A 21,969-nucleotide genomic window follows, 5' to 3' on the forward strand; every position below is an offset into this window, starting at 1 on the left:
ACCGGTGTGGTGCGGACCGATGTGGTGCCTGATGTGGCGCGGGCCGGTGTGGGGAGGGAGGGGCGAAGGTGAGTGAGACGGTGCTCGGTGGTGGTCGGCTGGCCGCTGCCATCGCGCGGCGGCCACCGTCGGTGCTGGTGGTGGCACGCGACGGCTGGGACGACGGCGACTGGGCCGCGGCGCACGACCGGGGCGAACCCTGGCTGCCGGTGTGGACCGAGCTCGACCGGGTCGTGATCGGTCCGCTGGTACGGCCCGGTGCGCGCGGCTGCGTCTGGTGCGTGCAGAAATGGCGGGCCGGCGCGCCCGAACGCGACCAGTGGACGGAGCAGTTGCGCACGGACGACCGGATCGCGGCGCGGCCGTCGGACTGGCTGTCCGACGTCGCCGCCGAGAGCGTGCGCGAGCTGCTGCACTCCGGCGTCGCCGAGAACCGCTGCTGGTACCTCGGCCTGCGCGATCTGTCCCTGACCCGGCACACCTTCCTCCCGGACCCGCTGTGCCCGGTCTGCGGGGCGCTGCCCGAGGACACGGCCGCCCGAGCGGAGATCGTCCCCCGGTCCCGGCCCAAGCCCTCGGTGCGCGCCGCCCGGATCGGCGAGCTCTCCGAACCCCGGCTGACCGAGCTGTACGTCGATGCCGAGACCGGTGTGGTCGCCCCGCCCCGCGGCCTGCGGGACTCGCTGTTCCCGCTGGCCGAGGCGGTCCTGACCGAGTACGGCTACCGCGGCGAGGCCGGCTTCGGACGCACCCGAGACTTCGCCTCCTGCCGGGCCACCGCGGTGGCCGAGGCCCTGGAGCGGCTCGGCGGCCAGTGGCCCTGGGGCAAGCGGACCACGGTGCGCGGCAGCTACGCCGAACTCGCCGCCGACGCCCTCGACCCCCGTTCGCTCGGCCTGTTCCCCGCGGCGCGCTACCTGGAGCCGGACTGCCCCTACCAGCCGTTCACCGAGGACGCCGTGGTGTCCTGGGTGTGGGCGTACTCGTTCCGCGAGGCCCGGCCGGTGCTCGTCCCGGAGACGTACGCGTACTACCGGACCACCTGGCAGCCGGGGGCAGCCGCACCGGACAAGCCCTTCACCTTCGAGATCTCCAACGGCTGCGCGCTCGGCGGCTGCGTGGAGGAGGCGATCCTGCACGGGATCCTGGAGGTCGTCGAGCGCGACGCGTTCCTGATGACCTGGTACGCCCGGATGCCCGTCCCGGAGGTGGACCTCGCGCGGGCGCCCGACCCGCGCATCGGGCTCGTCGTCGAACGCATCGAGCGCACCGGATACCGGCTCCGCGTCTTCGACATGACCCTGGCCGAGGCGATTCCCGCGTTCTGGGTGCTGGCGCAGGACACCACCGGCGCCGCCACCCGGCCCCGGGTCGTCTGCACCAGCGGATCGGCGCTGGACCCGGCCGCCGCCGTGCTCACCGCGCTCGGCGAGCTGGCGCCCATCATCGAACAGGAGGCACGCAGATACCCCGCCGAGGCCGAACGGGCCCGGCGGATGGCCGCCGATCCCGAGCTGGTGCGCGTCATGACCGACCACGCGCTGTGCAACGCGACCCCGGAGGCGTACGACCGCTTCGGCTTCCTGCTCTCCGGCGACCGCCGGACCGGCTGGGACCGGCTCGGCCGCACACCCTGGCCGGGCCATGCCGACCTGCGGGACGACCTGACCGAGGCCGTCGCCCGGATGCTGGCCGGCGGCATGGACGTGGTGGTCGTGGACCAGACCTCGCCGCTGCACGAGGCCGCCGGCCTGACTTGCGTGAAGGTGATCGCGCCCGGTGCCCTGTCCATGACCTTCGGCCACCGCAACCGGCGGACCACCGGGCTGCCCCGGCTGCACGAGGTCCCCTACCGGCTCGGCCACGCGCCCCGCCCCCTGACCGACGCCGACCTCAACCCGCACCCCCACCCGTTCCCATGAGCGGCCACGCCACCACCTTCGCGGTCCGCGTCGCGGCCCTCCCGGCGACCGTGCCCGGCCGGCTCGTCGACCACCGGCTGCGGCAGGCGCTGCTCACGACGTCCCGTACGGCGGCCGAGCTGACGGCCGAGGCCGCCGTACTGTCCGACCGCTGCCACGCCGTGATCGGAGCCCTGCGCGACCCCGCGGCGAAACCGAAGCTGGTCGCGCTGCGGCGTACCGTGCACCAGTTGCGCGACCCGGCGCGACTGCTCGCCGACCCCCTGGTCACCGCCGCCCTCGACGCCGCACCCGACACCGAACTCGCCGCGGACATAACCGAGTTCGGCCGCAAGCTGGGCGATCACCGCGCCGCGCGCGCGGAGTTGCCGGCCGTGCTGGCCGAAGCGGACCGGTCCGTGGACGCCAGGCTGCGCGCGATCGCCGCCGACCCCCGCTTCGACCAGGGCCTCGCGCACGCCAGCCCGACCCTGCGCGAGGTGCTGCGGCGCAAGCCCGGCAGACAGGAGCTGATCCGGCTGGCCGGCTACGTCGTCCGCGCCGCGGTCAAGACCAGCCCGTTCAGCACCTTCACCGCGAGCGGCCTGGGCCGGTTCGTCCCGGACGGGCCGGCCCTGCGCTGGACCGCGACCGAGCCGCCGCGCTCGGTCGTCGAACTCGACCTGTCGGTCCTCGCTCCGCTGACCGCCGGGCTGGCCGCCGGGCTGACCGGGCCGACGGTCCGGATCAACCCGAGCGCGCGCCTGGTTGCCGACAGCGTCCGGTTCCTCGGACCGGCACCGGCCGAGGAGCTCCTCACCCTGCCGCTGACCCCGCCGCTGCGGCACTGCCTGCGGGCCGCCGCCGCCCGGCCGACGCTCGCCGAGCTGACCGCCGGCTTTCCCGCGCCGCCGGAGCGGGCGGCCGGATACCTGAGCTCGCTGCTGGCGAGCGGCCTGCTGATGCTCCGGCCGGACCCGGACTTCGACGAGCACGGGGTCGATCCGCTGGGCCGGCTGGCGGACCGGGTGCCCGGACTGGACGAGGTCCGGGAGGCGCTGCGCGGCTACGCGGACGCGAACGGGACCGACCGGACCGCGCTCGGATCGGCGCTGGCCGAGCGGCTGCCGGCCCTCGGCATCACGGGCAGGCTGCGGGACGTCGTCACCGAACAGTCGGTCATCCCCGGAGTCGTGGTCGAGGCGGGCCTGCCCGCCTGGCGGGACATCCTCGGCGATCTCGCCGTCGCCGGCCGGCTGCTCGCGGTCTTCGACGGCGCGCTGCCGTTCAGGCTGGCCGTCGCCGCGTTCGTCCGGGAGCGCTTCGGCACCGGAGCACCGGTGCCGTTCGACCGGTTCTACGCCGAACTCGTGCGGGACGGCCACGAGGCCATGCGGCTGCACCCCGCCGCGGTCGCCTTCGACATGACCGGGTCCACCGGGACCCTGGCCGCGAGCCCGGTCGCGGAGGTACGCGAACTGGCAGGCCTGATCGCCGACGTCCGGCGCGCGCTGCCCGACCGGCGGCGGGTCGAGCGGGTGCTCGACGCGTCGCCCGCCTGGGTGCGTCCGCCCGGCTCGGTCGCCGTGTACGCCCAGTACGACGGCGCCCGGCTGATCGTGAACGCGGTGAACTCCGGATTCGGCCGGGGCCGGGCCCAGGTGCGCCGGCTCCTGCGCCATGTCGCGGACGATCCGCTCCCGGTCGACGCGGTGTACCCGGGCGCGCCGGTGTACGCGGAGTTCGCGCAGACCCTCGCCACCTCGCTCAACCAGCGCGAGCTGACCCTGCCGGACCGGCTCGACTACCCGCCGCCCGCCCGTCTGACGGTCGGCGTGGACGACGACGGGCTGCCGGCCCTCTTCGACGACGGGACGGTCGTCCGGCCCGTGCACGGCGGACTCTCCTACGAGCGGCAGCTCCCGCCCGTCATGGCGTTGCTGATCGAGGCCTTCGGCGAGACCCCCGTCCTGCTGCGGCCCGACCAGCCGCTGGAGCACGACGTGAGCGCCGGCGGCGGGGCGGGCCGGGTGCTGCACGCGCCCCGGCTGACCCTCGGGCGGGTGGTGCTCCGCCGGGCCGCCTGGGTGGCCCAGGCCGGAACCCTGCCGTGCCGCCCGCCCGGTCGGTCCGACGCGGACTTCCTGCTCACGATGGCGGCCTGGCTGGCCGAACACGGCATCCCGCCGCGGTTCTTCGTGTCCGTGCTGCGGCCGCCCGCCATCGCGGCCGGCGCGCTCGCGGGGGATCGCAGCCGCAAGCCGGTGTACGTCGACATCGGCTCGCCGCCTCTCGTACGGGCCTTCGAGCGAATGGCCGGGGACCCGGCCGGTGTGGCCGTGTTCCACGAGGTCGCTCCGGAGCCGGAGACGGCGGTCGTCGACCACCAGGGGGTACCGCGGGTGACCGAGTACGTGATCGAGCTCAACTGCCTTGAACACCGGCGGGATTACCGGCGGGAATGCCGGCAGGAATGCCAGGGAGAAGAGAGATGACCGAGTCCTCGTGGCGCAGCGTGAACGTCTTCCATCACGACGGCGACCGCACCGGTCTGCTGCTCGACGCCGTCCGCCCGTTCATCGCGAGGGTGGCCCCCGCGGTGTCCGGGGTGTACTTCCAGCCGCACTGGCGGCGCGGCCCGCACGTCCGCATCCCGGTCCGGGCGAGCGAGGAGGCCTTCGAGGACGCCGTCCGGCCGGCCGTCGCCGACGTGCTGGAGGAGTACCTGCGGGCGTGTCCGTCCACCGTCGTCCTGGACGAGCGGGAGGCATACGCGGAGCACCTCCGGCTCGCCGAGCAGGAACGCGAACGCGGACCGCTGACCCCCTGGGCGCCCGACAACACCGTCGAGATCGCGCCCCACGACCAGCGGCTGCACGTGCTCGGCGGGACGGCCGCGGCGGACCTGCTCGCCGGCTACTACGCCGACACCAACGACGTCGTGTTCGACATCCTCGACTGGGCCCGGGGCGGCGGCTCCAGGATGGCGCTCGCGGTCGACCTGTTCATCGCGGCGGCGAACCGGTTCCTGCCGCCGGTCACCTACGGCTACCTCTCCTTCCGCGGTCACGCCGACGCGTTCCTGGCGAAGTCGCCGGACGGCCTGCGCGCCCGGTTCGACCGGGTCTACGAGGCCAACGCCGAGCTCTTCCGGCGCCGGGTCGCCGAGATCACCGCGGCCGACGACCACCACGACGTGATCCGGTTCGGCGGCCTTCTGGACAGCCTGCTCCGTTACCGGAACCAGGCCAACGAGCTGATCGTCTCCGGTGAGCTGGTGCTCGACACCGACGAGAACGGCGGCCCGCAGGAGTGGGGGTCGACCTGGAGCGCCTGGTCGGACCGCAGCCCGTTCCACCGGGTGCTCGGCGGCCACCGGGCGGCGGCCGACCAACTCGGTGACTGGAACGCCTTCCAGCAGTACCGGATCGTCCTCAACTGGCTGTACCTCAACATGTACCGGCTCGGCATCGGCGAGCTGGAACGCAACCTCGTCTGCCATGTGGTCTCCCGCGCCGTCGAGGACGTGCACGGAGTGACCGCCATGGACCGCATCCAGGACCTGATCGGCTTCGTCGACAACGGCGGCCGCCTGGAGAGGGGAGAGCGCGCATGAGCCACGCCGTCACCGTCAGCGAACTCGTCAAGCGCTACCACCCGCACGCGCCGGCCGCCGTGGACGGTCTGAGCTTCACGGTCGAGCGGGGCGAGGTCTTCGGCCTGCTCGGCCCGAACGGGGCCGGCAAGTCCACCACCGTCGGTGTGCTGACCACCCGGATGCTGCCGACCTCGGGCCGCTGCCTCCTCTTCGGCACGGACGTGGTGGCCCGGCCCGCCAGGGCGAAGCGCCTGCTCGCGGTCGTGCCGCAACGCCAGAACCTGGACCGCTCCCTCGACGTACGGCAGAACCTGCTCTTCCACGCCCGCTACCACGGCGTCGGCCGCGACGAACGGGTGCGCCGGGCCGCCGAGTTGCTCGACCTGATGGGGCTCACCGACCAGGCCGGCCAACGGGTCGAACGGCTCTCCGGCGGCCAGGCGCAGCGGGTCGTCATCGCGCGGGCGCTGATGCACGCGCCCCGGGTGCTGTTCCTGGACGAGCCCTCGACCGGTCTGGATCCCCAGTCCCGCCTGTTCCTGCACCACCGCATCCGCGAACTGCGCGAGCGCGGTGTCACCGTGGTGCTCACCACGCACGACATGGAGGAGGCCGAGGACCTCTGCGACCGCGTCGGCATCGTGGACCACGGCAGGCTGCTCGCGCTGGACACACCGCGCGCCCTGACCGAGGCGCTGCCCGGCGGCACCACGATCACCGCGCAGGTCCGCGGCACGGACCCGCCGACCGAGAAGGCCGAGGAGGCCGCGGAGGCCGCGGAGATCGTCGCGGCGCTGGCGGAGCTGCCCGGCGCCGACTCCGCCGAGCAGGGTCCGCCGGCCCGCGGAACCGGCGCCGCGGCGGCCGCCGAACGGTGTTTCCGGCTACGCACCCACAAGGATCCGTCGGTCCTGCTGCCGGACGTACTGCGCGTCCTGGCGGACCACGGGGCCGAGCCGGTCGGGCTGTCGACGGCCCGGCCCAGCCTCCAGGACGTCTTCATCAGCCTGACCGGAAGGGAGCTGCGGTGACCACCCGCACCGAAACCGCCGACCTGGACGTGCCGGACCCGGACCCGGACACCGGAGACGCCGATCCGGGACCGTCGCGGCACGCGGGTCCCGTGACGCGGACCTTCCTCGCGGTCCTGTGGCGCGACCTGTTCACCACGGCCCGGCGGCCGGCCCCGTTCCTCGTACAGGTGATCGTCCAGCCGCTGCTGCTGTTCTTCGTCTTCGGCAAGGTGCTCGGGGTGGCCGGTTACACCCACGGTGACTTCGGCGAGGCACTGCTGCCCGGCGTCATGGCGCTCAACGCGTTCCTCGTCTCCCTGCAGAACACCGCGATGCCGCTGATCATGGACTTCTCGTGGTCCGGCGAGATCGAGGACCGGTTGCTCGCCCCTCTGCCGGGGTCCCTGGTCGCCGTGGCCAAGCTGGTGTTCGGCACGCTGTGCGGCCTGTTCGCCGGTCTCGTCATGGCACCGATCGGGTTCCTCGTGCTCGGCACCGCGGCCTGGCCGGCCACGGCCTGGCCGGGCGTGCTGCTCGTCCTCCTGCTCGGCTCGGCGACCGGCGCCGGTGTCGGACTGGCACTCGGCACGATCGTCTCGCCGGAACGCATCAGCGTCACCTTCTCCCTGGTCCTGGCCCCGCTGACGTTCACCGGATCCGTCCAGTACCCGTGGTCGTCCCTCGGCCACCTGAGGTGGTTCCAGGTGGTGTCCGCGGCCAACCCGCTGACCTACGTCAGCGAGGGCCTGCGCGCCGCGACCCTGCCCGGCCTGCGGGTGATCCCGCTGGGGACGGACATCCTGGTGCTGGTGTTCGCCCTGCTGGCCGCCGCGGCGATCGGCATCAGGGGATTCATGTCCCGCGCGCTCGGCTAGCGCCGGTCGCCGACAGCGGCAGCAGGTCAGGTGCGGGCCAGCATCCCCCGTTCGTACGCGGCGACGAGGTCCAGTCTGGAACGACAGCCCGTCTTCGCGAACAGCCTGGTGAGATGGCGCTCCACACTCTTCTCGCTGAACCGGATGGCGGCGGCGATCTGTCTGTTGGTCATGCCCTGGAGGATCAGCTCGATGATGCGCACCTCGACCTCCGTGCTGGAACGTGAGCTCGTCGTGCGCCGTGGCAGGGTCACGCCGCGCGTGCGGGCGAGCGACCTGACGTAGGTACGCAGCCCGGTGTCGCCCAGCTGCCCGGCGATCTCGTCGGCGGTGCCGAGCCACGGCCGGGTGTCGTCCGCGGTGCGCGCGGCGACCAGGCACGCGGTCGCGAGTTCGGTCAGGTGGCCCCGTGCCCGCAGCGCGGCGGCCGCCGCCTGGGCGGCGGGAAACGAGTTCTGCGCCATCGCGGTCACCAGGAGTTCGGTGACGCAGGGTTCGGGCCGGTCGGAGTGACCGCGCCAGGCCCTGGCCGCCCCCTGGATCTCCGCCAGGCCCGCGCGGTCGCCGAGGGTTGTGGCCAGGAACGCGTGCCGGATGATCAGCAGGTGCAGTCCCGTGGTGTCACCGGCCGCGGCGGCTCGTACGGCGGTCCGGCAGGCGCGTCGGCCGAACGCGAGCGCCGCGTCGGGCCGGCCCCGGCGTTGCAGCAGGCCCATCTCGACCCAGCCGCGGACGGCGGGAAACGCACCGCGCCGGTCCGGGTCGCCCAACCAGCTCTCGGCGAGGCCGGGATCGTCCCTGCGTTCGCACATCTCCGCGGCGAGCAGCCGCGCCAGCTCATGGACGGGTGTGGCCGCCGGGCAGGTCGCCACCAGCGTCCGCGCGGCGGACAGGGCGTCGTCCCACCGTCCGCGTCGGTAGCCGTCGACGATCCGCCGGTACAGCACGAGCGGACCGCGCTCGGGTGTGCCGTACGCCGGTCCGAGCACCGCCCTGAACACACCGATCGGGTCGAACCAGCCGTCCGGCTGCGGAGCCGCCAGCGGATGGTGCGTCCCGCCCAGGGGCGCCAGCGCGTACGCCAGCTCCGCGACCCCGAAGGGCTCGTTCGCCCCGAACCACCGACCGACGATTGACCCGGCCGACGTACGACCGAAGGCCGACACGACGGGCGTATCACCGGCGCCTGTGGGCGAGGCGGCGTCTGTGGGCGAGGCGGCGTCTGTGGGTAAGGCGGCGTCTGTGGGCGAGGCGGCGCCTGTGGGTAAGGCGGCGCCCGTGGGCAAGGCCGCACCCGCGGGCGACGTGGCGTCTGTGGGCGAGGCGGCGCCCGCGGGCGAGGTGGCGCCCGCGGGCGAGGTGGCGCCCGCGGGCGAGGTGGCGCCCGCGGGCAAGGTGGCACCTGTGGGTAAGGCGGCGCCTGCGGGTAAGGCGGCGCCTATGGGCGAGGCGGCGCCCGCGGGCGAGGCGGCGCCTGTGGGTAAGGCGGCGCCCGTGGGCGAGGCCGCGCCCGTGGGCGAGGTGGTGCCTGCGGCCAAGGCCGTCCCCCTCGGCAAGGGGGCGCCCGTGTGCAGCGCCGCCAGGCAGGTCGCGGCGCTCAGCACGCCGGGGGTGGCGGTGCTGGCCGGCTCGCCGCCGGTGCGCGCCGCCTCGGTGAGTACCTTGCCCAGCCAGTCGTACCGGCCGATCCGTACCAGCTCGCGCAGCAGGTCGTCGAGCAGGCGCGGGTGGTCGGCGGCCGCGCAGTGGGCGAGTGCCGCTCGGTGCCACCGCGCGGCCAGCGGCGGGTTCACCGGGCGTATCCGGTGGGCCGCGCGTTCCAGCAGCGCGGCCGCGTCGATGTCGCCGACGTCCACGGCGCCCGCCGCGGCCAGGTGGTCGGCGAGCGGGAGCAGGACGTGGCCGAGGCTCGGGCCACGGGCGGCGAGATGCCGTGCGAAGGCCAGGTGCAGCGCGCGCAGCCGGTCCCCGCCGACCGCGTCGATCGCGGCCGCGCCGAGTGCCGGACAGGCGAGGGTGAGGATCCCGTCCGGGGTGCACAGCAGGGCGCCGACGGCGGTGAACTCGTCGACCGCGCGGCCGCACGCGGCCAGCTCACCGTCGACGGCGGAGGCGAAGACGGCGAGGTCGTCCATGCCGAACCACTCCGAGTCCGCGATCAGCGCGAGCAGCCGTAGGCCGAAGGCGTGGGTCCGCTCGACGAGCCCGACGAGCCAGTGGCCGGCCGGGAGCGCGATCGGCGCGTCCGGATCGGCCAGACACAGGGCGCCGCCGACGTCGGTGAGCCGGCCCTGGCTCCTGAGCAGGTCGCACAGGGCCAGCACCGCGCCCGGGTTCCCGGCCAGTGAGCCGAGCGCCGCCTGGATCGCCGGCACCACCGCCGGGTCGGGCCGGTGCCGGGTCGCGGCGGCGACCAGTTCACCGATGTGCCGATCGCCCAGTGGCCCGAGTTCGACGATCTGACCGGCCGCTTCGCCGAAGGCGGTCAGTTCGAGCGCGACGCCCTCGTCGTCGCAGGCGACGACCACGGTGCACCCGGCCCGCAGCGCCGCGGACGCCGTGGCGACGACCGTGGCCGGAGCCGCGTCGACGTCGTCGAACAGCACGACCGCCGCGGCCCCGCCGCGGAAGCTCTCGAACAGCCGCTGGAGCTGGTGGAAAAGCCTGCCGCGCGCGGCGGGCGCATCGTAGTTCGCGGGTGTGCACAGCTGGTTGACGGTGGCCAGCGCGGTCGCCAGCCGGGACCCGCCGATGTCGGCGAACCGCACGCGGAGCGCTCTCAGCACGGCCTGCGCCCCGAACAGGTCCCAGCTCTCCCCCGCGGCCGAGGACAGTTCGACGGTGATGGTCCTGACGTCGCGGTCCCGGCACCCGGACGCCACCTCGTCGAGCAGCGCGGACTTGCCCGCCCCGCGTGGTCCGCGCACCACGATCGGTACCGGCCTGCCCACCTGGCCGCCGATCGCCTCCAGTTCCTTCTGTCTGCCGATCAACTCGTGTCGGCTGGTCAAGCCGCTCTCCCGAGCCAACGCTCCTCCTCGTCACGTGAACAATCCGGCGGAAACCCCGCGGTTTCCGCTCCCCCTTCACCTGAGCGCGCGACCGGTCGACCCGTTCGGTCGGACGTGTGGTCGCTCGGCAAAAATCTGTCAATGACCTGTGCGCATGCCTAGGGGGTGGCTGCGTGTCGGCGAAGGAGTTGACATTTGTCATCTCGGGTCGATGACGGCGCATCACTAACGTTCAACCGCCCCCGGACGGGAGTCTGGTGAGCATGGCAACGACACAGGCGGTGCTGGCGGCCGAAGGCCTGCGGTACCGGTACGGGGAGACGGTCGCACTGGACGGGGTGGACCTGCGGGTCGACCCGGGGGAGTGCGTCGCGCTGCTCGGGCCGAACGGGGCCGGGAAGTCGACGCTGGTGGCGATCGCGGTCGGGCTGCTCACGCCGCAGCACGGCACCGTGCGGATCCTCGGCGGCGATCCGCGCCGCGCCGCGACCCGCCGGCAACTCGGCGTGGCGCAGCAGACGCTCGGCTTCCCGAACACCCTGACCGTGCGGGAGCTGGTGACCGGGGCCGCGGTGCGGGGCGGACTGCGGGCGGCGGCGGCCGGTCCGATCCTGGCCGAGCTCGGGCTGACCGAGCTGGCGCCCCGGCGCGTGTCGAAGCTCTCCGGCGGCCAGAAGCAGCGTGTGCAGCTCGCGATGGCGCTGGTCACCGAGCCGACCCTGCTGGTGCTCGACGAGCCGACGGTCGGTCTCGACACGGCGGCCCGGCGGCACTTCTGGCAGATCCTGGCGCGCCGTCGCGCCCAGGGCGCCGCCGTGCTGGTGACCACGCACCTGATCGAGGAGTCGGCCGCCGTCGCCGACCGCGTGGTGGTGCTGGACCGCGGCCGGATCCTGGCGGACGCGCCGCCGCAGGAGCTGGTGGACCGGCTGCCGGACCGCACCGTGACCGCCAGGACCGGCATCGCGTCGGCCGAACTGGAGCGGCTGCCGGGCGTGTTGTCCGTCCGGCGGGAGCACGACCTGACGCGGATCCAGACGCGCTCGCCCGAGGACCTGCTGCGCGTGCTGCTCGCCCGGGATCCGGGACTGTCCGAGCTGCGGGTGCAGGACGCGGGACTGGAGGAAGCCGTGGTCGCGCTGACCGGCGACGAGGAGATGGTGGCGTGAACGGGTTGCTGGGACGCGTCTTCGGGGTCGAACTGCGCGACGAACTCAGGGCGATCGTGCGGGAGCCGACCTCGCTGTTCTTCGGCATCCTCATGCCGGTCGGCCTCTTCGTGCTGTTCAACCTGCTGTACGGGCACGACATCACCCAGGGCCTGTCGGCCGGCACGGCGATGGTGGCCACGTTCGGCACCTACGGGGTGATCACGGTGGCCGCCCTGCAGCCGGGCATCGGGGTGGCGCAGGACCGGGACCTGGGCTGGCTGCGCATGAAGCGGGTGTCCGCGGTGCCGATCGGTGTCAGCCTCGCCGCGAAGGCCACCGCCGCCCTTCTCTACGGGGTGGGCGTGCTGGTGCTCATGGGGGTGGCGGCCGCCGCGTTCGGCACCCTGCACGCCTCGCCCTGGGCGCTGCTGCGGGTGGCGCTGGTGCTGTTGCTGGGCAGCGTCCCGTTCACCCTGCTCAGTGTGGCGGTCGGGTTCCGGTTCCGCACGGGTGCGGCGACCGCGCTCCTGAACGCGGTGCTGTTCCCGCTGGCGATGCTGTCCGGGCTCTGGATCCCGATCCAGTTCCTGCCCTCGGTGGTACGGGAGATCGCGAAGTTCCTGCCCACCTACCACCTCGCCCAGCTCGGACTCGCCCAACTGGGCCACGGCACCAGCATGATCCATGTGCTCGCCCTGCTGGTCACCACGGTGGCGGCGAGCGGTGTCGCCGCGATGTCCTATCGTCATGCGCGGATATGAGTACCGTCGACGCTTCTGCTCCCGGGTCCGTGGCCGAGCGGCTGCGGACCTGGGAGTGGGTCTATCTCGGCTATCTGCTCTTCGTGCTGGCGCAGCCGTACTTCACCCCGGACCGGGCGTGGTGGGAGTGGCCGCTGGCGTTCTCGGTGTGCGCGATCACGGTCGTGCTGTACGCGCTGGCGCTGCTGCGGGGCCGGTCCTCGCGGCAGATCTGGATCTCGATCGTGCCGATGGCCGTGGTCGGCGCGCTGGCGACGCCGTTCAACACCAACGCGAGCGTGCTGTTCATCTACGCGGCCGCCGCCGCGGGCAACACCCTGACGCGGGATGCCGCGCGGCTGTGGTTCGTCGGCCTGACCGCGCTGGACGGCGTCACCGTCCTGGTGTCGCGGGTACCGATGCCCTACCGGCTGTGGGGATTCGTGCCGCCGCTCGTGCTGATCTGGGTGATCGGGCTGCTGGAGATCAGGCAGCGCGACCGGCGGCAGGAACAGGAGAACGAGCGGCTGCGCAGCTCGCAGGTCGAGCTGCTCGCGACCATCACGGAACGCGAACGGATCGCGCGTGACCTGCACGACCTGCTCGGGCATTCGCTGACCGCGGTCGTGATGCGCGCGCAGCTGACCAGGGAGCTGGTGCTGGCCGACCCGGAGCGGGCGCGCGCCGAGGCCGAGGAGATCGAACGCAACGCGCGGGAGGCGCTGTCCGCGGTGCGCAGCACGGTCACCGGCTGGCGGCGGACCAGCATCCGCGCCGAGCTGGAGGCGGCGCGGCGGGCGCTGGCCGGGGCCGGGGTGCGGTTGCGGGTGGACTACGACGACCATCTGATCCTGGTCGCGACGACGGAGCACGAACTGGGGCTGGCGTTGCGGGAGGCGGTGACGAACGTGGCCCGGCACGCACGGGCGTCGGCCTGTCACATCGGAGTGGACGCGGACGGTGAACGGGTGCGGTTGGTGATCGCGGACGACGGGATCGGCGGCGACGCCCCGGAGGGCACCGGGCTGACCGGGCTGCGCGAGCGGGTCGCGAAACTCGGCGGCGCGGTGCGGCGCACCGGGTCGGCCGGTACGACCCTGACCATCACGGTGCCGGTCGAGGTGGCCGGATGATCAGGGTGGTGCTGGCCGAGGACCAGGGCATGGTGCTGGGCGCGTTCGCGTCGCTGCTGGACCTGCAGCCGGACATCACGGTGGTGGCGACCGCGACCAACGGCGACGACGCGCTGGCCGCGGTCCGGGAGCACCGGCCGGACGTGCTGGTGACCGACATCGAGATGCCCGGCCGCACCGGCCTCGACCTGGCCGCGGAGCTGAACAGCCTGGGCGACCCCACGCGGGTGCTGATCGTGACCACGTTCGCGCGCGGCGGCTACCTGCGGCGCGCGGTCGACGCGGGGGTGGCCGGCTACGTCCTCAAGGACGCGCCGATCGGCGAACTGGCCGCGGCCCTGCGCCGGGTGTACGACGGTGAGCGGGTGGTCGCGCCGGAACTGGCGATGGCCGCGTGGGACGCCGCCGATCCGCTGACCGAACGGGAACGCGAACTGCTGCGCGCGGTCGTGGACGGGGCGAGCAACGCCGAGATCGCCCGCCGGCTCTTCCTGGCCGAGGGCACCGTACGCAACTACCTGTCCACCGCGATGGCCAAGCTCGGCGCCCGAAACCGCACCGAAGCGGCCAGAACCGCCCAGACCCGCGGCTGGCTCTAGGCGGCTTCGGGGCCGTGTCGCATATGCGGCTGCCGCCGCGCGGGCGTGACCAGGCACGACGGCGCCGCGCACGAGCGGACGGCGCGGCACGGCACATCCCGCGGAGCGCTTGGCGGGTGTCCCTCCTGGGTGCTGCCCGGTCGCCGGGCAGCACCCAGGTGCGGTGACGTCGTCAGCCGGTCAGGGCCGGGAGCCGGTCGGGCAGGGCGAACTCCAGGTCGTGCAGGGGGCGGCCGGTGCCGTGCCAGATCGACAGCGCGTACACGCTGATCGGGTAGTGCACCCAGCGCGGTGGCGCCCACACCGTGCCGCGCACGGTGTTCCCCTGGCCGCTCGCGTCGAGACTCGACGGTACGTCGCCGGATGCGACGAGCAGGTTCCAGCCCTGCTTCGGTACCGCGAACTCCGCTTCCACGAGTTCACCGCGCAGACTCGCCCGCAGGATGGTCGTCGCCGCGATGTCGAGCGACAGCGCACCGTCGACCAGTACCCGGTCGACCTCGAATCCGGCGTCGGCCAGCTCCGCGCACAGGTGGTCGACCGCGGCGGTGAGCAGGTCGGCCGTGCCGCGCTCGGTGGCGACGGCCCGGCACAGCAGTGCCTGGAAGTGCACTTCCTCGGGCACGATGATCTGGTCGCCGATCACCGTCTTCAGCAGCGCCATGTCCAGTTCGGCCGGTTCCTGGTAGGCGACGGCGACGTTGCGGGCGACGGCCCGCAGGAACGGGTCGGAGCAGTCGTCGAGCAGGAACCGCTGAAGGCGCGCGCACAGTTCGACCATCCGGACGCCCGTCGTGGCGTGGATGACGCGCAGTGCGCAGCGGAGCAGGATCTTCTGGAAGAGCGTCATGGCCACCCGGAACTCCATGCCGTTCACCCAGTCCTCGGGGGTCATGGCCTCGTGCGCGACGACGACGTCGGCGACGAGTTCGGGATTGGTGACGTCGCCGGGCATCCAGCGGGTCCTGAGCGCGTGCTCGTCCTTGAAGGACTCCCGGGAGTACTCGGTGTTGTTGAGCAGCAGCAACGGGTAGATCACCGGCGAACCGCCCGCGCTCAGCACCTCTTCGACACCGTTGAGGTACGAGTCGTACGTCTCGCCGGGCAGGCCCCAGATCAGGTCGGTGTAGGTGGGCACGTCGAGTTCGCGGAACCGGGTGAGCAGCCGGCGGTAGTGGTCGGTGCGGATGTTGGAGCGGTTGGCGATCTTCAGCACGTCCGCGTCGAAGGACTGCGCGGACAGCGTGATCGCGCCGGTCAGGTCGGCGGCGTGCAGCATGCTCGCGATTTCCACGATGCGTTCGTTGCTGTTCTTCGCCCAGTTGGTGCTGACGATCAGCCGCTTGTCGTGGCGCTTGCTGAGTTCCACGATGTGCTCGGCGATCTGGCGGTCACGCGCGAGGATGCCGAAATTGGCGTCCGCGATGAAAAGCGTGGCGTCCGTGGGCATCAGCCGGATCAGCCGGTCCAGCTCGGCGTGGATCCGGTCGAGCTCGAACTGGCGCACCTTCGAGTTGGTCGCGCCGCCCCAATAGCAGAACGCGCACCGGTACGGACAGCCCCGGTTGGTCTCGTAGACGATCATGGAGGATCCGGTGATTTCCTCGTCGGAATACACCGGGGTGAGGATCGGTGACGCGATCTGTTCGAGATCGGTAATGCGATCCGCGTCCGGATTGGTGACGACGGCGCCGTCGGACCAATAGCTGATTCCGGGAATTGTGGCAAGGTCCCCTTCGGACAGGAAACACTGCACCAGGTCGCGGAACCGCAGTTCGCCCTCCCCGTGCACCAGCACGTCCACCCAGGGGGCCTCGGCGAACAGCGGGTCCTGCTGATGGCTGACGTCGTTGCCGCCGACCACGACACGACAGGCCGGCCAGCGCTCCTTCACCTGGCGCGCCAGCTCCAGTGACTGGGCGCGGTTCCAGAAGAACACGGTCAGCGCGACGACGAAGGGCTCGTCCCAGGAGTCGAGTAATGCCGTCGTCGCCCGCTCGCCCCCGCTCTGTTCCCGCACACTGATCCGGAAATCACAGGCCGCGTCGAGGACGGGGTCGGCGACCGAGGTCGCCTTGAGGTATCCGAGGGTGACGCTGTACCGGACACCGTGCATCGCGGTGAACTCGACGAGCTGCACCGGTCTCTTATTGCTGGAGGTCATGGCTACACATCCGTACGAAGTCGGGTGCGGTCGATTTTCCGTACACGAAAATGACTCTTCCGGTAGGGCCTGGTGCCCACTCCGAGCGTAAGAATATCTTGCCCCTGATTGCATGCCCGGAGGAGTCCTGGAATGAAATTTGAGAAAAAGGAAAGACACGGTTCCGATTTGTTCGACTCGCCGGATCGGTACCGGCACAGAACGGTGCAATCAGCTCCCGGCCATGGCCAGGTGGTGCGCGGCATCGTCGACGCCGTCGCGGATCCCACCGGGCCACGGGCCGTACTGGTCCTCGGCACGGGCGGCTCCGGTCTGAGCACCGTGCTCAGACAGGTCTGCCACGAGTTCGACGACGATCGCACCTGGTTCACCGCCGCGCGCCCGAGGCACCCGCACTCCGCGCTCGGCAACATGCTCAACAACCTGCGCGCGCCGCGTCCGGGCGAACGGTCCGACCGCCCGAGCACGGTGCTCGCGATCGACGACGCGCAATGGCTCGACACCGGCACCATCGAGCGGCTGACCTCGCTGGTCCGCGCCTCGGCCGACACCGGTCTGCGGTGCGTGTGCACGGTACGGGTCGACGTCCCGGCCGCCGCCCAGCGCTGCCTGGTGTCCGAACTGGTCGACGAGCGGCTCGTCGACCTCGTCTGGTTACGACCGCTCGACGAAACCGGACTCGCCGCGCTGATCGGGGAACGTTCGGGCGCCGAACCCACCGCCGAACTCGTGCGCCACGTCGGCAGGCTCACCCGGAACAGACCGAAGGCGGTCGGCATAGCCATCGACGCGCTGGCCGCCGCCGACGGCATCCGCGTCGTCGACCTGCGCACCCATCTCGTACGCCCGGACGCGGTACTGACGCTGCGCCCCCAGCACCGGCTGCTTCAGGAACTGCGTGGCCTCGGCACGTCCGCGTGGTCGGTCGCAAAGGCCGCGGCGGTGCTCGGACCGCTCGGCGACGCCATGCCGGAACTGGTCGCGGAGGCAACGGGCCTGCCGGGCGCCGAGGTCGCGGAGGCCCTGCACGCACTGTCCGTGGGCGGCGTCGTGCGGCAGATGCGGAACGGAGGACGCTGGGTCTTCCGGCTCCCGCTGATGCAGCGCATCCTGATCGGCCAGACCGGCCCCTACGAACGCCGCCGCCTCGCCCAGGTCGCGGTCATGGCGGTCTGGGCGGGCCGGGCCCGATGTCCCGATCCCGACTACCTCGCCGATCAGCAGGCCTGCGCCGGCCGCATGCTCGACGAGCGCCGGGCCAAGGCGGAACTGCTCGCACACGCCCGCGCGTCGGCCCGGCCCGGCGGCAGCGCCAATGCCGGCGGCTGGTTGCGCAGCGCGGCCCAGCTCTCCTCGGACGAGACCGAACGCGTCCGCATCCTCTGGGAGTCCGCGCAGCTCGCCGCCGCCCGGGGCAGCACGGACGAGGGCCTGGCGACCGTCGAGTCGCTGCTCAACGACCTCTCCGCACAGCCCGGCTGCACCTCGCTCCTCATCGACATCCACCTGACGCACATCGCGATGCTGCGCGCCACCGGAAACCAGGCCGCGCTCGACTGGCTGGCGCGGGGCGAGCCGTGGCCGTGGGCGCCCGATCCGGTGGTGCAGGCCATGACCAGGGCGGGCGCGTCCTACGCACTGGGCGGCTGGCGGCAGGTCCGTGAACTGCTCGACGGCCTGCCGTGCCACGAGGACCCGGCCCACCGTGCCGAGGTCTTCGCCTCCCTCGCCGCGCTGTGGCAGGGCGAGCCCGGCCGCTTCACCGGGCACCTGTCCGACCGGGACCGGCAGGGCTTCCCGTACACCGGGGCCCTCCTCGTCCTCGGGGAGCTGACCGCGGCCGAACGGATGCTGGCCCGCGGCGGCCATCACCCCGAGCAGCTGGCACTCGCCGACCAGGCCGTACTGGCCGCGCGCCGCGGCGAGTCCACCCGCGCGCTGACGCTCACCCGGCGCGGCCTCGCACCCGGTGTGACGCCCGGTCCGGACCCGAGCCGGGTCGCCATGATCCAGACCGCGGCGCTCGTCCTGCTGGCCGGCGGCCAGCTGAGAAAGGCCGGCGAACTCGTCGACCGCGGTCATGCCGGCGGCCGCACCGCGCTGCTGCACCTGCTCGCCGTCCCGCAGGCACGGGCCGCGATGATGCTCGGCGAGTGGCAGCAAGCGGAATACATCCTGGACCAGGCCGTCGCGGACGCGTCGCGCGGTGAGACGGTGGCCGGCACCGACGAACTGTGGTTCGCGTCCGCACAGGTCGCTCTGGCCACCGGGAACCGGGACCGGCTCGGCGTGTGCCCTCGTGAAGCGGACAAGGTCGCCGGCGCACTGGGCACGGACCGCGCGATCGCGCACAGCCTGCTCGTCCGGGCCACCGTCGAACCGCGGTCCGCCGCGGCCGCCCTGCGCGCCGTCCGCGCACTGGGCCAGCCGTTCGAGCTGGCCATGGCCATCGGCCACCTGGTACGTGCCGGCGCGGCGGACCCGCGGCTGTTGCACGAGGCCTACGACTCGCTCGGCCGGGCCGGCGCGCTGCTCGTGCGCGCCCGGATGCGCACGCTCATGCGGGAGAACGATCTCGCCGTGCCCGACCGCCAGGCCGTCGTCGAGGAGAACGAGCGGCTGCTCGCCGTACTGGTCGCCCAGGGCTTCGGCAACCCGCAGATCTCGGCACTGCTCGGCGTCAGCAGAAGAAGCGTCGAATCCCGGCTGACCAGGCTGTTCTCCCGATCCGGGTACCGGTCACGACTCGAACTGGCCATGGCCATGCTCAGGGACCGGCCCGAGCCGTCCGTCGCGGTCAACGCGAGCTGAGGACCGTGCGGACGTCAGTGGCGCCCCGCCACCCGGTCCGCGACCCGGGCCAGCCGGGACGAGGCACTGCTCGGGTTGCGGCGCTCGCGCTGGTCGGCGGCGCGGTAGGTGGCGTACATGCCCTGGACGCCGAGCCAACGGAACGGCTCCGGCTCCCACTTGCGGACCTTGTGGTCCACCCACGGCAGCGCGGTCAGCTCGGTGCCGCCGGCCTCCCCGGAGTCGAGCCGCACGAGGTCCCGGAGCGTGCGGCCCGCGAGGTTGGTGGTGGCGACCCCGGAGCCGACGTAGCCGCCCGCCCAGCCGAGCCCCGTCGCCCGGTCCAGGGTGACGGTCGCGCACCAGTCCCGCGGCACCCCGAGCACCCCGGACCAGGCGTGCTCGACCGCGACACCGGCCAGCGACGGGAAGAACCGCACGAGGATCTCCCGCAGCGCCTCGACGGTCGCCTCCTGTGTGCGGCCGTCGTTGTCCGTCCGCGACCCGAACCGGTACGGCACCCCGCGCCCGCCGAGCGCGATCCGCCCGTCGGCCGTGCGCTGCGCGTACATGTACGCGTGCGCCATGTCCCCGAGGGTCTCCCGGCCCTCCCAGCCCACCGACGCCCACTGCTCCGCCGTCAGCGGCTCGGTGGCGATCATCGAGGAGTTCATCGGCAGCCAGGTGCGCCGCTGGCCCTTGAGGTTCGCGGTGAAGCCCTCGGTGCAGCGCAGGATGTAGGGGGCGCGGACCGTGCCGTAGGGCGTGACGGCGCACCGGGGCCGGATCTCGGTCACGGGCGTGGACTCGTGGATCTCCACCCCGAGCGACTCCACGGCCGCGACCAGGCCCTTCACCAGCTTCACCGGGTGCAGCCGGGCGCCGTGCGGGGTCCAGGTGGAGCCGACCGCGTCGGCGACCCGGATCCGCTCCCGGGTCTCCCCGGCGCCGTACAGCTCGCGGTCCTTCTCGCCGTACGACAGCTCGTGCTCGTGGAAGGACTTCAGACGGGCCAGCTGGGCCGGGGTGGTGGCGACCTCCAGCACCCCGCCCTTGTGCAGGTCGGCGTCGATCCCCTCGGCCGCGGCGACCGCCACGACCTCGTCGACGGTCTGGTTCATGGCCTTCTGCAGGCGTACGGCGGCCTCGTGGCCGTGCAGCGCGGCGTACCGGTCGCGGCCGGCGATGCCGTTGTAGAGCCAGCCGCCGTTGCGGCCGGAGGCGCCGTAGCCGCAGAACTTCTGCTCCAGGACGGTGACCCGGAGGGAGGGGGCGGCCTTCTTCAGGTAGTACGCGGTCCACAGGCCCGTGTAGCCGCCGCCGACGATCACCACGTCCGCCGACGCGTCACCGGCGAGCGGTTCCCGCACGGCCGGGAGGCCGTCGTCCGCGTACCAGAAGGAGACACCGCCGTTGACGACATTGCTTGCGGAGCTGCTCATGTCCGGACGTTAACCCTTGAGGGCGGCCAGTGTCTCCTTCGGATTCCATGCTTTTCCGCGCCCTCTGACCAGCGGATAGCAGCCGAGACCGATCAGCGCGGCGACGAAATGTCCCAGGTCGGTGAAGGTGGGCGACTCGGTCAGCGGCAGCCCGTAGACCAGCAGGACGGCCGCGAGGTACGGATACCGCCAGGGCGTCGCGATCCGGTACGAGAGCACCCCGATCACCCCGGCCAGCGCGTAACTCACCCCGATGTCCAGGGTGTTGACCGCGGAGTGCGGGGCGATGCCGTCATGGATCCCCTTCAGCAGCGCGCCCTCGCTGATCAGGGTGGCCAGCGCGTGCGCGACCACGCACACCGCGAGCCAGCGGACGGTGCCCAGCCAGCGCTCCGCCGGCGCGTGGAAGACGGTGTAGAGGAAGGCGTACGGCACCCAGTGCCCGCCGTCGATCCACATCGCGCTGGCGACCAGCACCCGCACCGGGTTGTCCGACAGCTCGCGGATGTTGGTGGACCGCTGCCGCAGGAACTGCTGCTCGAACTCGGGTGACATGTAGTGCAGCGCGACGGTGGTCATGAAGAGGATCGCCAGCCAGAGGTACGTACCGGGGGCACTGCGGACGTACGCCCACACCTTGCCGTCGAATCCCCGGAAAATTCGCATGAGGCGATTCACGCACGATCGTAGCGCCGTGCGGGTGATTGACATTCCGGATGAACCGATCCTCGCGGGCCGAGGAGCCCGAGGGGCCCGAGGGGATTGTCAGTGGCGGCCTGCACTATGGGGGCATGGCGAGGACAGCGGCCGGCGGGACCGGCGGAGGCAGGGTGAAGGGCGCGCGGCGGCCGGAGGTACGGCTGCCCGCGCTGGAGCCCTGGAGCGGCGGCGAGCTGGAGCCGGACGGGGACTACGACGGGCAGGAGTTCCGGGAGGCGGACTTCGTCGGCCAGGACGGAGCGGGCGCCCGCTTCATGGACTGCGCGCTGACGGACTGCGCCTTCGACGAGACCGGGCTTCGGCACGCGCGCCTGCTGGACTCGGTCCTCACCGGGGCCAGAGGCGTCGGCACCGACCTGGCCGACGCGACCCTGCGCGATGTCGAGCTGGTCGACGCCCGGCTGGGCGGCACCCAGCTGCACGGCGCCGTCCTGGAGCGCGTGGTGATCCGCGGCGGCAAGATCGACTATCTCAACCTGCGCACGGCGAAGCTCAGGGACGTGGTCTTCGAGAGCTGCGTCCTGGTCGAACCGGACTTCGGGAACGCCTCCCTGGAGCGCGTCGAGTTCACCGGCTGCACCCTGAAGGCGGCGGACTTCAGAGGGGTGACGATGAAGGACGTCGACCTGCGGGGCGCCGCGTCCCTGGAGATCGCGAGCGGCGTGGAGCGACTGGCGGGGGCGGTGATCAGCACCTCCCAGCTCCTGGACCTGGCCCCGGTACTGGCAGCACAGCTGGGCATCCGCGTGGAGGGCTGAGAGCGCCCCTTCAGGGGCGCGGGGAACTGCGCGACCAGCCCCCACCGACCGTCAGCCGAGCACCGGCCGAATCA

The 21,969-nt window shown here is 72.7% G+C and carries 15 protein-coding genes; 11 read left to right on the forward strand and 4 right to left on the reverse strand.

The genetic code is table 11. The annotated features are described in order from the left end of the window. The first annotated feature begins 68 nt into the window (after positions 1 to 68). Genes IEZ11_RS30030 through IEZ11_RS30050 form a run of 5 tightly spaced genes read left to right on the forward strand, consistent with a single transcriptional unit; the run spans position 69 to position 7,387 of the window. Entirely contained in the window at positions 69 to 1,922 is a 1,854-nt protein-coding gene (locus IEZ11_RS30030; RefSeq protein WP_189266049.1) for a TOMM precursor leader peptide-binding protein, read from the forward strand. Further along, on the forward strand, positions 1,919 to 4,396 hold the full coding sequence (locus tag IEZ11_RS30035) for a lantibiotic dehydratase (protein ID WP_189266050.1): 2,478 nt from the start codon (positions 1,919 to 1,921) through the stop codon (positions 4,394 to 4,396). Before IEZ11_RS30030 ends, IEZ11_RS30035 begins: the two co-directional genes overlap by 4 nt. Further along, positions 4,393 to 5,517: a thiopeptide maturation pyridine synthase gene (locus IEZ11_RS30040; protein WP_189266051.1), complete on the forward strand. Its 1,125-nt coding sequence runs from the start codon at positions 4,393 to 4,395 to the stop codon at positions 5,515 to 5,517. The genes IEZ11_RS30035 and IEZ11_RS30040 overlap by 4 nt, the downstream gene beginning before the upstream one ends. Then, positions 5,514 to 6,530 carry an ABC transporter ATP-binding protein gene (locus IEZ11_RS30045; protein WP_189266052.1) on the forward strand — a complete coding sequence of 339 codons (1,017 nt, stop codon included), beginning with the start codon at positions 5,514 to 5,516 and terminating at the stop codon, positions 6,528 to 6,530. The genes IEZ11_RS30040 and IEZ11_RS30045 overlap by 4 nt, the downstream gene beginning before the upstream one ends. After that, the gene (locus IEZ11_RS30050) at positions 6,527 to 7,387 is read left to right on the forward strand and encodes an ABC transporter permease (protein WP_229713435.1); all 861 of its coding nucleotides are present in this window, start codon (positions 6,527 to 6,529) and stop codon (positions 7,385 to 7,387) included. Before IEZ11_RS30045 ends, IEZ11_RS30050 begins: the two co-directional genes overlap by 4 nt. A 26-nt stretch (positions 7,388 to 7,413) precedes the next feature. On the opposite strand, the gene IEZ11_RS30055 is transcribed toward IEZ11_RS30050, so the two are convergent. Continuing rightward, positions 7,414 to 10,398 carry a helix-turn-helix transcriptional regulator gene (locus tag IEZ11_RS30055; RefSeq protein ID WP_189266053.1) on the reverse strand — a complete coding sequence of 995 codons (2,985 nt, stop codon included), beginning with the start codon at positions 10,396 to 10,398 and terminating at the stop codon, positions 7,414 to 7,416. A 263-nt stretch (positions 10,399 to 10,661) separates the two neighbouring features. On the opposite strand from IEZ11_RS30055, the gene IEZ11_RS30060 reads away from it, so the two are divergent. From IEZ11_RS30060 to IEZ11_RS30075, 4 genes are read left to right on the forward strand one after another with little or no spacing between them, the layout of a single operon-like run. Then, on the forward strand, positions 10,662 to 11,567 hold the full coding sequence (locus tag IEZ11_RS30060) for an ABC transporter ATP-binding protein (RefSeq protein ID WP_189266054.1): 906 nt from the start codon (positions 10,662 to 10,664) through the stop codon (positions 11,565 to 11,567). Beyond that, complete coding sequence (locus IEZ11_RS30065; RefSeq protein ID WP_229713436.1) at positions 11,564 to 12,310, forward strand: ABC transporter permease; 747 nt, start codon at positions 11,564 to 11,566, stop codon at positions 12,308 to 12,310. The genes IEZ11_RS30060 and IEZ11_RS30065 overlap by 4 nt, the downstream gene beginning before the upstream one ends. Then, positions 12,307 to 13,422 (forward strand): sensor histidine kinase, encoded by a 1,116-nt coding sequence (locus IEZ11_RS30070; RefSeq protein ID WP_189266055.1) that lies wholly within the window; start codon positions 12,307 to 12,309, stop codon positions 13,420 to 13,422. Before IEZ11_RS30065 ends, IEZ11_RS30070 begins: the two co-directional genes overlap by 4 nt. Beyond that, positions 13,419 to 14,021 carry a response regulator transcription factor gene (locus tag IEZ11_RS30075; RefSeq protein ID WP_189266056.1) on the forward strand — a complete coding sequence of 201 codons (603 nt, stop codon included), beginning with the start codon at positions 13,419 to 13,421 and terminating at the stop codon, positions 14,019 to 14,021. The genes IEZ11_RS30070 and IEZ11_RS30075 overlap by 4 nt, the downstream gene beginning before the upstream one ends. Positions 14,022 to 14,193: 172 nt before the next feature. On the opposite strand, the gene IEZ11_RS30080 is transcribed toward IEZ11_RS30075, so the two are convergent. Continuing rightward, a complete protein-coding gene (locus IEZ11_RS30080) occupies positions 14,194 to 16,185 on the reverse strand; it encodes a radical SAM protein (RefSeq protein WP_189266057.1) in 1,992 nt (663 codons plus the stop codon). Positions 16,186 to 16,389: 204 nt separating this feature from the next. Between IEZ11_RS30080 and IEZ11_RS30085 the strand changes: the two genes are divergently transcribed. Further along, complete coding sequence (locus tag IEZ11_RS30085) at positions 16,390 to 18,996, forward strand: ATP-binding protein (RefSeq protein WP_189266058.1); 2,607 nt, start codon at positions 16,390 to 16,392, stop codon at positions 18,994 to 18,996. 14 nt (positions 18,997 to 19,010) lie between these two features. On the opposite strand, the gene IEZ11_RS30090 is transcribed toward IEZ11_RS30085, so the two are convergent. Both IEZ11_RS30090 and IEZ11_RS30095 read right to left on the reverse strand, forming a co-directional pair. Beyond that, on the reverse strand, positions 19,011 to 20,417 hold the full coding sequence (locus IEZ11_RS30090) for an NAD(P)/FAD-dependent oxidoreductase (RefSeq protein WP_189266059.1): 1,407 nt from the start codon (positions 20,415 to 20,417) through the stop codon (positions 19,011 to 19,013). A 9-nt stretch (positions 20,418 to 20,426) separates the two neighbouring features. Continuing rightward, on the reverse strand, positions 20,427 to 21,083 hold the full coding sequence (locus IEZ11_RS30095; RefSeq protein WP_189266060.1) for a rhomboid-like protein: 657 nt from the start codon (positions 21,081 to 21,083) through the stop codon (positions 20,427 to 20,429). 125 nt (positions 21,084 to 21,208) lie between these two features. Here IEZ11_RS30095 and IEZ11_RS30100 point away from each other — a divergent pair, with 125 nt between their 5' ends. After that, positions 21,209 to 21,895 carry a pentapeptide repeat-containing protein gene (locus IEZ11_RS30100; protein WP_189266061.1) on the forward strand — a complete coding sequence of 229 codons (687 nt, stop codon included), beginning with the start codon at positions 21,209 to 21,211 and terminating at the stop codon, positions 21,893 to 21,895. The last annotated feature ends 74 nt before the right edge of the window (positions 21,896 to 21,969 follow it).

The organism is Streptomyces fuscichromogenes, from assembly GCF_014645815.1.
Lineage (GTDB): Bacteria > Actinomycetota > Actinomycetes > Streptomycetales > Streptomycetaceae > Streptomyces > Streptomyces fuscichromogenes.

What these genes read in the sequence shown, in the direction of transcription:
- IEZ11_RS30100 (WP_189266061.1), top strand. Translation starts at nt 21,209, where the DNA reads ATGGCGAGGACAGCGGCCGGCGGGACCGGCGGAGGCAGGGTGAAGGGC.
- IEZ11_RS30060 (WP_189266054.1), top strand. Translation starts at nt 10,662, where the DNA reads ATGGCAACGACACAGGCGGTGCTGGCGGCCGAAGGCCTGCGGTACCGG.
- IEZ11_RS30070 (WP_189266055.1), top strand. Translation starts at nt 12,307, where the DNA reads ATGAGTACCGTCGACGCTTCTGCTCCCGGGTCCGTGGCCGAGCGGCTG.
- IEZ11_RS30090 (WP_189266059.1), bottom strand. Translation starts at nt 20,417, where the DNA reads ATGAGCAGCTCCGCAAGCAATGTCGTCAACGGCGGTGTCTCCTTCTGG.
- IEZ11_RS30040 (WP_189266051.1), top strand. Translation starts at nt 4,393, where the DNA reads ATGACCGAGTCCTCGTGGCGCAGCGTGAACGTCTTCCATCACGACGGC.
- IEZ11_RS30075 (WP_189266056.1), top strand. Translation starts at nt 13,419, where the DNA reads ATGATCAGGGTGGTGCTGGCCGAGGACCAGGGCATGGTGCTGGGCGCG.
- IEZ11_RS30045 (WP_189266052.1), top strand. Translation starts at nt 5,514, where the DNA reads ATGAGCCACGCCGTCACCGTCAGCGAACTCGTCAAGCGCTACCACCCG.
- IEZ11_RS30080 (WP_189266057.1), bottom strand. Translation starts at nt 16,185, where the DNA reads ATGACCTCCAGCAATAAGAGACCGGTGCAGCTCGTCGAGTTCACCGCG.
- IEZ11_RS30035 (WP_189266050.1), top strand. Translation starts at nt 1,919, where the DNA reads ATGAGCGGCCACGCCACCACCTTCGCGGTCCGCGTCGCGGCCCTCCCG.
- IEZ11_RS30095 (WP_189266060.1), bottom strand. Translation starts at nt 21,083, where the DNA reads ATGCGAATTTTCCGGGGATTCGACGGCAAGGTGTGGGCGTACGTCCGC.